This window comes from Bartonella sp. AA89HNZF (assembly GCF_042196905.1).
GTDB lineage: Bacteria > Pseudomonadota > Alphaproteobacteria > Rhizobiales > Rhizobiaceae > Bartonella.
Genome location: NZ_JBHIRD010000006.1, coordinates 1 through 12,265, shown reverse-complemented (window position 1 = coordinate 12,265; position 12,265 = coordinate 1). Strand labels below are relative to the sequence as shown.

Here is a 12,265-nt window from a genome sequence, read left to right as displayed (position 1 = left end):
CCTTTATTGATGCCAAAATACAATCAACAAAAGAGCATCATCGTATTTTCAAGAGATATGAGTTGCCACACCGTAAAAAATTAATGTTCGTAACATGACAACCCATTTGAAAAAATCTTTTTATATAAAAGGGATCACCGTTGTACCAGGAGGCAATTTTGCCTCATCTTCAGGCTCGACATGAATAGAAATACGCACATTATCAAATTCTTTTTGAAGAACAGCTTCAATTTTATCACAAATTTTATGTGCTTCTCCTACCTGCATTACAGCAGGCACAACCAAATGAAACTCTATAAAAGTAACCCTCCCAGCAACACGCGTCCGCAAATCATGGACCTCAAGCGCACCCGATGCATTTGCAGAAATCAGCTCACGAATCCGCATGCTTTCATTCAATTCAACACCAACATCCATTAATCCCTGAACAGCATTTCTAATCACCTTCCAGCCCTGTAAGAGAATATTAACGGCAACGATTATCGCTAAAATTGGATCTAAAGCTCCCCATCCTCCGACAAAACCGGCAATCAAACCAATTAAAATTGCAAGCGACGTAAAAACATCTGTTATAAAATGTACTCCATCAGCTTTAAGAGCCGGTGAGCGATGGAGTTTTCCCTGCCCAATAAGAACCATTCCCCACATACAGTTTATGACAGTTGCAATAAGATGAATAACAAGCCATATTCCAGGTTTCTGCAACAATTTAACGGTAGAAAGAGCTATCCATGCTTCTCTTAAAATAACAATTGCCGCAATAATAATGAGTACCCCTTCAAGAATTGCGGAAAAATATTCCGCTTTATGATGCCCAAAGGGATGATCATGATCTGCTGGCTTCATACTCACTTTAACAGCCCACCATGCTGCCAATGACGCAAGGATATTAACGATTGATTCCAATGCATCAGAATAAAGTGCAACCGAACCTGTAATGTGATATGCCCAATATTTCAAAGCAAAAACAATACACGCAATAAAAATAGAGTATAAAGTTAAGCTTTGTATATTGATTTTTACATCCATGAACCTCATCCTTTTCTTCACGAAATAGGGAATTAATATTTTCAACCATATCATTATACTTTTGGCATAACGACGATCTTTCCTCAATATTACAGAAGCTTCATCATACAATAAACGCCTCAGCTCACCATTATTATCGTAAAAACTGCTCAGTTACACGAACAGCACCAATAAATAAAGAAGAGAGAAAATAATAGAAAAAAGAGCTTTCCCAAGAGCAATCAAACACATAACCTTCATTATTAATCGTTTTCTGAATAACTTGAAGCCATCTCACTTCTCATAAACGAAAAACTTGTTTTTGCTCAAATCTATCATGATCATGCATTATTTTTCAGTCTTATGATGTGCATTATAACCCATCTATAAGCCATCTTTGCACCTTAGAAAAAATATCTTAGCACTCTACGGTAACTTTACAGGTCAACAGGATTTTAAAATATGATTTACTGAAAAATTTAGATATAAAAAGAAGAACAATGATTACCCTCAAAAAAAAGAATCTGGGCATTGGGGACCCAGATTCTTTTCCCTTAAAAACTAAGGGCATACAGAACTTGGGAAATAGCGGGGACCCAAGACACTGCACCCGATACGAGAAAAAATATATGATTCCGTATCAGTATTTTTACATTATACCTATGGTTGCATATTGTCAATACAAATTCTACCATAAGTTTTAAAAAATATTTTTTTATCTCTTCTTTTTAAATAAAACAAATTCTAACATCTGGAAATCATAAGAAAAAAGCACTAAAAATCTCGCATGCATTTGAATATCATAACAATCAATGAAACAGATGATCCACGCCTAAAAGCCTATCATAATATCCGTGAAAAAGATCTTGTTGGACGGCAACATCAATTTATTGCTGAAGGCAAAGTAACATTGTCCGCATTACTACATTCGAAAGAGTTTTCTGCCATCTCACTGCTCATCGTAGCAAACCGTCTCTCTGGACTTCTACCGCTTTTAGAAAAAACACAGCCCCTATGTCCCATTTATTGCGTTCCACAAAAAGTTATGGATAATATCACCGGCTTCCATGTTCATCGTGGTGTTCTGGGTATTGGTAAACGCAAAATACTGCCATCCTTACAAAGTTTTTTACAATATCTTCCAGAAAAAGCTTTGATTCTTGTTTTATGTGGTATCTCGAATCACGATAATATGGGATCAATTTTTCGTAATGCAGCAGCCTTTGCCAGTAATGGCATTATTGTCGACAAAACCTCATGCGATCCACTTTATCGCAAATCAATAAGAGTTTCTGCCGGCGCTGCTTTAAAAGTACCCTATACGCAAAACGCTGATATAGATGACATTATAGCTGCTCTAAACGATGAAAACTTTCATCTTTATGCACTCTCCCCTTCTGCCTCACACACTCTCAAACAAGCCAACAAAACCAAAAAAATAGCACTTATTTTTGGAACAGAAGGCGATGGCTTACCACCCCATATACTACAACAATCAAACACCTTACGTATTCCCATGACTGACGGTTTTGACAGCCTTAATGTTGCCACAGCCTCAGGTATTGCACTTGCCCATTTTACTAACTTTGACCCCTAAAGATGATAACACTTCAAGTTATAGAACATATCCAATGTTGTGTGTTATCTACCAGTCTCCAATAATATTACCGTTCCCTAGCCTTTGAAAACATTGATAAAAAACATTTTCACATTTTCTTTATAATCATTTTCCACACCCTAACCCCGCTTATGAAATGCAGAAGATATAATTTTGATGGATTCAATCATAAAATAAACTTTCAATGAGAAAATTTTCCGGAAGTCTCTCATTCAAGTTTAAGATTAAAAAATATCATTATAAATCAATTCACTATGCTTTATAAAGCTGTTGTTTTTAGTTCTGAGGAAACAGAATCTTTTGTTTCAAGATTGCATAAAACGCGCTTCAACATCATTTCAGTATCGGCCGCACGTTCTGAATGTGTTACAAATCCTCCCCCAAGAATACGCGCCTCATGACCATTTCCATCATAAAGAACGCAAGCTTGCCCTGGTGCCACACCATTTTCACATTCCAATAAATCAACGGAAAAAATACCTTCTTTATAATGTAAGCGCGCAAGGTGAGGAGGACGCGTTGAACGCACCTTTACAGCCACCTCAATACCTTGAGAAGGGAAATTATCTAACGGTTCATCACCAAGCCAATTCACATCACGTAAAAAAAGCTTATGCGTTTCTAACATTTCACGCGGTCCAACAATAACACGTGCATTTTCCACATCGAGATAAATCACATACAGCGCTTCACCCGTTGACACCCCAATACCACGACGTTGACCAACAGTATAATTAACAATCCCCGAATGTTTACCTAAAATCTTTCCATCAATATGGACAATAACGCCAGGATTAGCTGCTTCTGGACGCAGTTTTGCGATAACATCTGAATATTTTCCTTGTGGAACAAAACAAATATCCTGACTATCATGCTTATTGGCAACCACAAAGCCCATTTCTGCTGCCATTTCACGAACGCGGGCTTTTGGAAGGTCACCAAGTGGAAAACGCAAATAATCAATCTGTTCTTGTGTCGTTGCAAAGAGAAAATAACTCTGATCACGATCATTATCGAGAGGACGAAAGAGTGCTCGATGCGCTCCGTGGGAACGCGAACGAATATAATGTCCCGTAGCCAAAGCATCTGCCCCCAATTCGCGTGCCGTTGCTAATAAATCAGCAAACTTAACCGTTTGATTACATGCAATACATGGTACTGGGGTCTCTCCATGAGCATAACTTTCTGCAAACGGATCAATAACAGCTTCACGAAAGCGCTTTTCATAATCAAGAACATAATGCGGTATTCCTAGTGTTTCTGCGACGCGGCGAGCATCTTCAATATCTTGTCCTGCACAACACGCCCCCACCCGATGCGTTGCTTCCCCATGATCATAAAGCTGCAACGTAATGCCAATAACATTATACCCTTCCTTTTTCAAAAGACCTGCAACAACCGATGAATCAACCCCCCCCGACATTGCAACAACAATGCGAGAATCCTCAGGTTGTCCTGGTAAATCAAGGCTGTTTAAAAACATGTATTCATTCTCTATTTAATGCTCTCTTTAATGGATACCCATCTATTATTAATATTCTGATGCGCGTTCTTTGCCACTTTTATACTATTAATTGCTCTTTATATTGTTTTTTTATCCTTTCCACAACCATAGCATCACATTCTAAAAAGCTGCTGCAAACAAAAAAAGAATGATGGAAATAAGGCATAATGGTAATTGTTTAGGAGAAATCTTTTTAGAAAACCTTTTTTCTCTTTTGAAAAATCCAGTAAAATATTGCAAGAATCTCTTCTAACACTTCAACTTGAGCTTCTTTTTACATACCCAATCACTTTATTAATTTTTTCTTTCAGCGCTTTTAGCTCTTTTTTAAATTTCATGCTCTATAAACGAATCAAGTCCTTGACTAAAGGTAGAGGATACGAATGAGCAACTTGATAAAAACACAAATGAAATATGTTATTGGGCCAGATGGAAGTCCGCTTACAATTGCCGACCTACCGCCGCAAACAACACGGCGCTGGGTGATTCGTCGCAAAGCTGAAGTTGTTGCGGCTGTCAGAGGTGGATTATTAAGTCTTGACGAAGCGTGCCACCGTTATACTTTGACTGTAGAAGAATTTCTTTCATGGCAAAGTTTAATCGATGAACACGGTTTAGCGGGATTACGAACGACCAAGATTCAACACTACAGGCATTAAGTTGCCATTGATTAATAACATAAAGCAATCTATAAAACAGCTAAACTTGATAAAAGTTTGGCTGTTTTATACTATATCCAAAAGATAAACCTGAAAGAATGGATTTTTCAATAATTGCTTTTATCATCCAGCCATTAAATTAGCCAACCATTGAATTAGATTGAATCAAAATATCCTTATCATCCGCAGCAATCTTCTTTTCTCGTGCTTCCAAAAGCTGTGCACGTTGCAGCTCTGTATTAGCTTCATGGAGAGCAATTTCAGCATTTGTTTTTTGAAGTTCTAAATCACGAATTGAATTGATCAGATTATCACGTCTTTGCCGCGCTGCACGCGCAAAAGCAGAATAAGCAAAATGGTGAACATCATTGTTTCCAGATTTACGTTCTTCATGAGTAATCTGTGCTTCCAACTCTAACACCATTCGTTCAAATTCTGCGATCATCATCTCAAGCTGTGCAATTTCACGGCGCTTTCCACGCACTTGAAACATCCTCAATCGCACCATATTTTCTCGTGGCTTCATACTCACTACTCCTTGATTGCGCCAACTCAAAACTCGCATTTACATCCAATAAATATCTTTTAGTTATATATCTATCCGACAAAAACAGTCTATTAACTTGAAATTATAATAATTTCTGCCTTTCATTAAAGCATCTAAAAATACAATCTGCTTTAAAGAGTAATAACTATTTCTTTAACTTTTCCCCCATTATAAACTGAAGAGGTTTAAAGCTCAGTAAATAAACACTGAAATTGTAAAAAAGTAATTTATAAAGCTCTTTTACAAATTTTTTTAAGTTAAAGTTTATAAAAAAGTCCTCCTTTTTTATTATGTTAAAAAATATAGGATTTTTCTAAAATAATTTTGTAGCCTCTTTCAAAAATAAAAATATTTTGTTAACCACTATCATGGATAGTGGGGAATTTAGTAGTGATTGTTACGCGTACTACTGAAATGTTCATAAACGCTTTGTTATAAGCGTTTGATTTAATGAATTGTTTTTATAACAGTGGTTTTGCTAACTGATATAAAATAGAAATGCTCCTTATGATTCGTGAAGGAGCAAAGTGAGGGATCTAAAATGCGCGTATTATTAATTGAAGATGATAGAGCAATTACTCAAAGCATTGAGTTGATGTTAAAATCGGCTAACTTTAATGTTTATATCACTGATCTGGGTGAAGAAGGTATCGATTTGGGAAAACTCTATGATTATGATATCATTTTGCTTGATCTGAATTTGCCTGACATGTCAGGGTATGATGTCTTGCGGACTCTAAGGTTGGCAAAAATAAAAACTCCTGTCCTAATCCTTTCTGGTATGAATGCCATTGAAGACAAGGTTCGTGGTTTTGGCTTTGGAGCAGACGACTATATGACGAAGCCTTTTCATAAGGATGAGCTCATTGCACGTATCCATGCAGTTGTTCGTCGTTCAAAAGGGCATGCACAATCGGTTATTGTTACCGGAGATCTCACCGTTAACCTTGACACAAAAACTGTCGAAGTTGCAGGGCGCCCTGTTCATTTAACCGGTAAAGAATACCAAATGTTAGAGCTTCTCTCTTTACGCAAAGGTACCACCCTTACCAAGGAAATGTTTCTCAATCATCTCTATGGTGGAATGGATGAACCAGAACTAAAGATTATCGATGTTTTTATCTGTAAATTGCGGAAAAAATTGGAAGCAGTCTCTTCCAGTGTAAATTACATTGATACAGTTTGGGGACGTGGTTATGTATTACGTGATCCAGTTGAAGAGAACGTACGAAAAACCGCTTAAGCAGTGAACATGCACATTGTAAAATCTCGGAGTGTAGCGGGCCGAGATTTTTTCCGAGATCTTTTCTCTTTTAAAAGTAGAGACTCGCACACAAAAAATCTCATATAGAAAGCGCTTAAAGCTTAAGAAGTAACCACACCCAATTTACACATATAACCTTATCACTCATAAGTTCAATCGAAGCCACTTTTCCCAACACAGCTTAAGCGCTTCTCTCTTATTCAAAGCTTTTTTACACTTTCTAAAACAATACAACCATCACTTTCATCAATATTTATTTTCATCTCTGTCATCTGAGCAAGTAACATTGTGTAATAAAATTGGATGACATGTGCATCAATAAGCTCTTCTTGAACTTCTCCACGAAATAACGCAAGAAAATGAGGGGGTATACGGAGAGTTCTACCGAAAACCTCAAATCGAAAAGAACGTTTATTTTCTTCTTGCAAAATCATAACAACAATTTCACCACCACGAGAAACTGTTGCGTTTGCAATCAATAATAAATTAAGCAAAAGTTTAACTTCATCTTTTGCTAACAATAAAGAAGAAGCTTGCCATTTTAAAGTTGCTTTTTCTTCTTTCATATATTGCTGAGCAACCTGCTCTGCAGCCCGTGTATCTATTTGTCCTCCACTTGCACCAGCAAAACCAAAAGCTAATCGCGCAAATTGTAGACGTGCAGCAGCACTCGCAACGGATAAACGCACCAATTGTAAAGCATCTTCTTCAGCTCCTCCTTCATCATAAAGCTCCATTGCATTTTGAATAGCCCCCACAGGTGAAATCAAATCATGGCAAATACGACTACAAAGCAAAGCAGCAAGATCCATAGGCTTCAAAAAAATATCTAACGTCATAATGATTGAAAACTCCTAGATTCAAAAAAACAAACTTTATTTTAAAGAAAAACTCTTAACATCTGATGCATAATAGGAAACATTAACAATCATGCTAAAAAATTTAGAAATAAATTCAAGAATTTAAATAACCTTATATCTTATTTTTTATTTGAATAGAATGAAAATTCTAATATTATCTTTTTGTTTATCACTAATAAAAGGAGAAAACTCTATGGCTCTCTCTCTGCTCAAATACTGGTACAAAAATATTATATCTTTAATCTTCCTTTTATTCATCACCATAAACACTACACAAGCTCGACTAAAACCAATAGAGCAAAACGAACCTCATTATTCACTCCAAGAAATTATTGATTCTGGTCATATTTTTTTTGGAAAAACAGCCAGTGGTCTGGCTGTTGCAATTCAAAATATTTTTTCAAAATACGGTTATCCCAATGCCTATATTTTAGGAGAAGAAGCTTCTGGTGCCTTTTTTGCTGGATTAACCTATGGCGAAGGAATGGTTTTTACCAAAAGCTATGGTCAACATAAAGTTTTTTGGCAAGGTCCCTCAGTAGGATGGGATTTTGGCGGACAAGGCTCCCGTTTAATGATCTTAGTTTACAATCTTAATGGCATAAATAATTTATGGAGACGCTATGGAGGTATTTCAGGTTCGGCCTATTTAATTGCAGGTGTTGGTTTTCATGTCCTCAAATACCATAATACCTTGTTAATCCCAATACGTACAGGAGTCGGCGCTCGCCTTGGTATCAATATAGGATATTTAAAATTAACACCTAAACCGACATGGAATCCGTTTTAAACGGTTTCTTATTTGAAAAGGGGTATTATGCTTATTCAATCATTTCTTTTTTTTATACTTGGAGTTGCTTTTACTTCCTGGTTACTGGTGCTTTTATCTCCTTTTATTTGGCGTAAAGCCGTTCATTTTGCGTATAAAGATGTTTGTGCGAAAATGCCATTATCACTCGCGGAAATAGAAGCAAATCACGATTTTCTTCGTGCACAACATGCTGTAGAATTAGCAAACAACCAAAAAAAGTACGAATTTTTGCAAAAAAAATATGTCCAACAAAAAATACAACTGAGCCAAGTAACAGAACAATTTTATCGGCTATGCCTCTCCACAAAAGATACTCTCACCAAAGAAGCGATAGCAATCAAACAAAATATCGCCACACTACACACTTCCAAAGGAAAGACAAATGATGCGTGAAAAAGTCGCACACTATCAGCAACGCTTACAAAAAATCCAAACTCATGAGCTGGACACGACCGCTAACCAGCAACTGCTAGAAGAACTCCGAGAAGAAACAAAAGAACTTGCAGCAACATTGGCAGCTCACATAGCACTACAAGAGGGGAATACATCACCCATCAACACATTGATTCAAAAATCCAAAAGCAAAAATGACCTAGCATCACGTATTCGCCAAAAAATAAAGCTTCTCTCCCAAGTCCCCCTTAAATAAGTTGTCTTTAAAAACACCTTAAATGAAGAGTGAAATCAACAAAGATCTCTCATAACCGAAATATTTTTTATTAAACGTGGCTTTCTCACTAAACGAAAGAACAAATTTTCTTAAATCCACGCCGTTTTGTAAAAAAAACATCTTCTTGTCTCGCTGGTTCTCCTTGCTGATCATATCACCGCCCTAAAAGACAACATTTCATGAGTCCAGACAATTATACTTAAAAACATTTGCCACACACTCTAATAAAAATATTTTCTAAAATGGATCCATTCATAAAGCTTTTACATATTTTTAAAGATAAAAGAACTCTCTCAAGAGTAATAAAAGTCTTTTATTTTCTGAATAATCATATCCTGATCATTCTGCGTTAAATAAGGATGCATGGGTAAACTTAAAACACAATCTCCTAAAGACTCTGAAACAGAAAGAGAATCTGTGACATAAGGAAAATGTTTATAAGCAGGCTGTTTATGTAAAGGAGTTTTATAATAAACCATTGTAGGAATATAATTTTTTTGTAAAAAATCTTTTAGTTTATCACGTTCTTTTACCTTAATCGTATATTGTGCATAAGCAGAACGAATATTTTCTCCTATTTCTGGAACTGTAACAATATCTCTTAAGCCATCGGAATAACGTTGAGCAATTTCTACACGCTTTTGCATTTCATCTTCAAAGATAACAAACTTTTCTAATAAAATTGCAGCTTGAATGCTATCTAAGCGCGAATTCATACCAATACGGACATTATCATATTGCGTTTCACCTTTACCATGAAACAAAATAGAACGTAAAAGTTCTGCCAAATGATCATCATTGGTCATCATAGCACCTCCATCACCATAACATCCTAATGGTTTTGCAGGATAAAAACTTGTGGCCGCTACATCACCAAAAGCACCACACATAGTATTACCGCTTCTTCCGCCCATAGATTGTGCAGCATCTTCAATCACAAAAAGATTTTCCTTTGCTGCTACTTGAGCAATTTGCACATAGTCAGCAGGCAGCCCAAACAAATCAACAGCAATAAGAGCTTTTGGCTTTAGACGTCCTTCTTTTTTTACCATTTCAATTGCATGAGAAAGTTTTTCAACATCAATATTGAATGTATCAGGTAAAACATCAACAAAAACAGGTTTAGCCCCCACCAAAGCAACCACTTCAGCCGTTGCAGAAAACGTAAAACTAGGACAAAAAACAGCATCCCCTGGACCAATATTTTTAGCCATAAGAGGCATCTTCAAAGCATCTGTTCCATTAGCACATGCAATCACATGTTTAACGCCAAGATATTCTGCCAATTTCTCTTCAAATTCTGTTACTTTTGGCCCCAAAATATACTTACCACTAGCGACTACATGCGCAATTGCAGAATTAATTTTATCTTCAATACGCGCACGCTGCGCCCCAAGGTCGATGAATTGCATATTAACTCCATTGATCATCACAAGAATGCAAAAGCGCTACCTATCTCTTTTATCTATCATAATTGATATCAGCAGCTGTTAAAATCCGTAAAACCGCAATAGCATCATCACCATTTGTACGAGGCGATTGACGCGTTTCAATACAATGAAGGAAATGCCGTAATTCGCAAGTAAGCGGCAAATCTTCACAAACATCGATGTAATTCAGCTCATCCATGCTAAAAGCCCACTCTTGATTTTCTTTCCAAACGGCAAAATGGTGCGTTGCCAATTTACGACTCCACGGTTCCATATCATCAAAAACGAGTATAGCCTTTGTTCCAACAACAATTAAACGCCTCTCACGATAAGAACTCAAGCGTGAAGTAAAAAGATGACTACGCACACCATTTGGAAAAGTCATATGAATATGAGAAAAATCAGAAATCTGATCAACGACAGCAGCGCCCTCACCACGAATTTCGGAAGGTTCACATCCTGTCAACGCCAAAATCATTGAGAGATCATGAGGGGCAAGATCCCATAAAGCATCACTGTGTGTGTGAAATTTTCCAAAGCCTAATCTATGAGAATAAATATATCGCACATCTCCCACATCTCCGTTTTTCACCAATTCACACATTTTTTCAAAAGCTGGATGAAAACGCAAAATATGGCCCACCATAAAAACTCGCTCATAGGCCTCAGCCTCCTGAACTTGGCGTTTAGCATCAGAAACATTCAAGGCTATTGGTTTTTCCACCAAAACATCTTTACCATTTTTAACAGCACGCAGCACATTTTGCGTGTGAAATTGTGGAGGCAGCGCCAACACCAGTGCATCAATATCTCTATGAGCAAAAAGATCATCTGGTTTAATAATCTCCACACCATACAGTGTTGCAAAACTGGCAGCACGATCACTATCAATATCAGAAACTGCTGCTAAAGCCCCAAGAGAGTGAAGTGTCTTTATATGATTTCCACCCCAATGACCGCATCCTAAAACCGCTACACGTGGCACCATTTTTACGCCTTACCTTACTTTATCATATAAAACTACACTTACATATCGAGGATAAAATAAAATAACAAGAAAAAAGCTTCAAAACGATGCTTGACATCTTACTATTCTACCCCTTATATCCGCAAAAGATGAAATAGTTTACAGTAATATATCTGTTTTGGCGGAGTAGCTCAGTAGGTTAGAGCAGAGGAATCATAATCCTTGTGTCGGGGGTTCAAATCCCTCCTCCGCTACCATTGTAGCTAGCCAGCAGGTTTTGTATATTTTTGTAGCTTGTGTAGCTAGTGTAGCTTGCCAGCGGTTTTTGTATATTTTGCCACTAGGTTTTGTACCAATTTATTTTTTCTCAAAGAGTTTTTAAGGGGTTCTCAAAGGGTCTTCAAATGCTTTTCAAAGGGTATTTAAAGCTCTCTTTAACGCATTTTTCTGCTCCTATTTTTCCAAATCACTAAAGCGTGTAAAATCGGATTGAAAGGCAAGGGGAACGATTCCTGTCGGACCATGGCGTTGTTTTGCTATAATAACCTCGGCTTTACCCTTGGCTTGCTCCATTGCATCTTGCCATTTGCTATACTCAGCGGTGCCTTCTTTGGGTCCTTCATTTTTGAGATAGTATTCTTCACGATAAACGAACAGAACAATGTCGGCATCTTGCTCGATTGAACCAGATTCACGTAAATCGGAGAGTTGTGGACGTTTATCGGTTCGGTTTTCAACTTGACGCGAAAGTTGTGACAGAGCAATGATGGGAATATTGAGTTCTTTTGCAAGTGCTTTTAATCCGGTGGTAATGGCTGTAATTTCTTGAACGCGATTTTCTAATGAACGCTTTGAACCGCTTGTCATGAGTTGGATATAATCGATAATCAAGACATCTAGACCATGTTGTCGTTTAAGACGCCTTGC

Annotated in this window: 13 protein-coding genes and 1 tRNA gene; 7 read left to right on the top strand and 7 right to left on the bottom strand. The window is 37.1% G+C overall.

Going from position 1 to position 12,265, the window contains the following annotated elements; translation table 11 throughout:
- Positions 1 to 120: 120 nt before the first annotated feature.
- On the bottom strand, positions 121 to 1,029 hold the full coding sequence (locus tag ACFIN0_RS04210; RefSeq protein WP_375610480.1) for a cation diffusion facilitator family transporter: 909 nt from the start codon (positions 1,027 to 1,029) through the stop codon (positions 121 to 123).
- Between the two features lie 766 nt (positions 1,030 to 1,795).
- On the opposite strand from ACFIN0_RS04210, the gene ACFIN0_RS04205 reads away from it, so the two are divergent.
- Positions 1,796 to 2,605 carry a TrmH family RNA methyltransferase gene (locus tag ACFIN0_RS04205; protein WP_375610479.1) on the top strand — a complete coding sequence of 270 codons (810 nt, stop codon included), beginning with the start codon at positions 1,796 to 1,798 and terminating at the stop codon, positions 2,603 to 2,605.
- Positions 2,606 to 2,885: 280 nt separating this feature from the next.
- On the opposite strand, the gene mnmA is transcribed toward ACFIN0_RS04205, so the two are convergent.
- Positions 2,886 to 4,109 carry a tRNA 2-thiouridine(34) synthase MnmA gene (gene mnmA / locus ACFIN0_RS04200; protein ID WP_375606934.1) on the bottom strand — a complete coding sequence of 408 codons (1,224 nt, stop codon included), beginning with the start codon at positions 4,107 to 4,109 and terminating at the stop codon, positions 2,886 to 2,888.
- A gap of 404 nt (positions 4,110 to 4,513) precedes the next feature.
- On the opposite strand from mnmA, the gene ACFIN0_RS04195 reads away from it, so the two are divergent.
- Positions 4,514 to 4,789: a DUF1153 domain-containing protein gene (locus tag ACFIN0_RS04195; RefSeq protein WP_273790817.1), complete on the top strand. Its 276-nt coding sequence runs from the start codon at positions 4,514 to 4,516 to the stop codon at positions 4,787 to 4,789.
- A gap of 139 nt (positions 4,790 to 4,928) precedes the next feature.
- On the opposite strand, the gene ACFIN0_RS04190 is transcribed toward ACFIN0_RS04195, so the two are convergent.
- Entirely contained in the window at positions 4,929 to 5,315 is a 387-nt protein-coding gene (locus tag ACFIN0_RS04190) for a flagellar export protein FliJ (protein ID WP_375606932.1), read from the bottom strand.
- 562 nt (positions 5,316 to 5,877) lie between these two features.
- Here ACFIN0_RS04190 and ctrA point away from each other — a divergent pair.
- On the top strand, positions 5,878 to 6,579 hold the full coding sequence (gene ctrA, locus ACFIN0_RS04185; protein ID WP_375606931.1) for a response regulator transcription factor CtrA: 702 nt from the start codon (positions 5,878 to 5,880) through the stop codon (positions 6,577 to 6,579).
- Between the two features lie 221 nt (positions 6,580 to 6,800).
- Here ctrA and chpT read toward each other — a convergent pair whose 3' ends face one another.
- Complete coding sequence (gene chpT / locus ACFIN0_RS04180; RefSeq protein ID WP_375608212.1) at positions 6,801 to 7,439, bottom strand: histidine phosphotransferase ChpT; 639 nt, start codon at positions 7,437 to 7,439, stop codon at positions 6,801 to 6,803.
- A 214-nt stretch (positions 7,440 to 7,653) separates the two neighbouring features.
- Between chpT and ACFIN0_RS04175 the strand changes: the two genes are divergently transcribed.
- The 3 genes from ACFIN0_RS04175 to ACFIN0_RS04165 are packed head-to-tail and all read left to right on the top strand — an operon-like array spanning position 7,654 to position 8,920.
- Complete coding sequence (locus tag ACFIN0_RS04175; RefSeq protein ID WP_375606929.1) at positions 7,654 to 8,250, top strand: DUF1134 domain-containing protein; 597 nt, start codon at positions 7,654 to 7,656, stop codon at positions 8,248 to 8,250.
- A 27-nt stretch (positions 8,251 to 8,277) separates the two neighbouring features.
- Positions 8,278 to 8,664: a hypothetical protein gene (locus ACFIN0_RS04170; protein ID WP_375701976.1), complete on the top strand. Its 387-nt coding sequence runs from the start codon at positions 8,278 to 8,280 to the stop codon at positions 8,662 to 8,664.
- Positions 8,654 to 8,920, top strand: coding sequence for a hypothetical protein (locus ACFIN0_RS04165; protein WP_375608211.1), 267 nt, complete (start codon positions 8,654 to 8,656; stop codon positions 8,918 to 8,920). Before ACFIN0_RS04170 ends, ACFIN0_RS04165 begins: the two co-directional genes overlap by 11 nt.
- A 314-nt stretch (positions 8,921 to 9,234) precedes the next feature.
- Here the strand turns inward: ACFIN0_RS04165 and ACFIN0_RS04160 are convergent, their stop codons facing one another.
- Positions 9,235 to 10,353, bottom strand: coding sequence for a DegT/DnrJ/EryC1/StrS family aminotransferase (locus ACFIN0_RS04160; RefSeq protein WP_375606926.1), 1,119 nt, complete (start codon positions 10,351 to 10,353; stop codon positions 9,235 to 9,237).
- A gap of 49 nt (positions 10,354 to 10,402) precedes the next feature.
- Positions 10,403 to 11,359, bottom strand: a complete 957-nt coding sequence (locus ACFIN0_RS04155) for a Gfo/Idh/MocA family protein (RefSeq protein ID WP_375701975.1) — start codon at positions 11,357 to 11,359, stop codon at positions 10,403 to 10,405.
- 159 nt (positions 11,360 to 11,518) lie between these two features.
- Between ACFIN0_RS04155 and ACFIN0_RS04150 the strand changes: the two genes are divergently transcribed.
- Positions 11,519 to 11,595: transfer RNA gene (locus tag ACFIN0_RS04150), tRNA-Met, on the top strand.
- A 196-nt stretch (positions 11,596 to 11,791) separates the two neighbouring features.
- Here ACFIN0_RS04150 and ACFIN0_RS04145 read toward each other — a convergent pair.
- Positions 11,792 to 12,265 (bottom strand): DnaB-like helicase C-terminal domain-containing protein (locus ACFIN0_RS04145; RefSeq protein WP_375701974.1); only part of this gene is annotated, 474 nt, incomplete at its 5' end.

Bases quoted from the DNA above. Each gene is read 5' to 3' on its own strand.
- ACFIN0_RS04210 (WP_375610480.1), bottom strand. From the start codon at position 1,029: ATGGATGTAAAAATCAATATACAAAGCTTAACTTTATACTCTATTTTT.
- ACFIN0_RS04205 (WP_375610479.1), top strand. From the start codon at position 1,796: ATGCATTTGAATATCATAACAATCAATGAAACAGATGATCCACGCCTA.
- mnmA (WP_375606934.1), bottom strand. From the start codon at position 4,109: ATGTTTTTAAACAGCCTTGATTTACCAGGACAACCTGAGGATTCTCGC.
- ACFIN0_RS04195 (WP_273790817.1), top strand. From the start codon at position 4,514: ATGAGCAACTTGATAAAAACACAAATGAAATATGTTATTGGGCCAGAT.
- ACFIN0_RS04190 (WP_375606932.1), bottom strand. From the start codon at position 5,315: ATGAAGCCACGAGAAAATATGGTGCGATTGAGGATGTTTCAAGTGCGT.
- ctrA (WP_375606931.1), top strand. From the start codon at position 5,878: ATGCGCGTATTATTAATTGAAGATGATAGAGCAATTACTCAAAGCATT.
- chpT (WP_375608212.1), bottom strand. From the start codon at position 7,439: ATGACGTTAGATATTTTTTTGAAGCCTATGGATCTTGCTGCTTTGCTT.
- ACFIN0_RS04175 (WP_375606929.1), top strand. From the start codon at position 7,654: ATGGCTCTCTCTCTGCTCAAATACTGGTACAAAAATATTATATCTTTA.
- ACFIN0_RS04170 (WP_375701976.1), top strand. From the start codon at position 8,278: ATGCTTATTCAATCATTTCTTTTTTTTATACTTGGAGTTGCTTTTACT.
- ACFIN0_RS04165 (WP_375608211.1), top strand. From the start codon at position 8,654: ATGATGCGTGAAAAAGTCGCACACTATCAGCAACGCTTACAAAAAATC.
- ACFIN0_RS04160 (WP_375606926.1), bottom strand. From the start codon at position 10,353: ATGCAATTCATCGACCTTGGGGCGCAGCGTGCGCGTATTGAAGATAAA.
- ACFIN0_RS04155 (WP_375701975.1), bottom strand. From the start codon at position 11,359: ATGGTGCCACGTGTAGCGGTTTTAGGATGCGGTCATTGGGGTGGAAAT.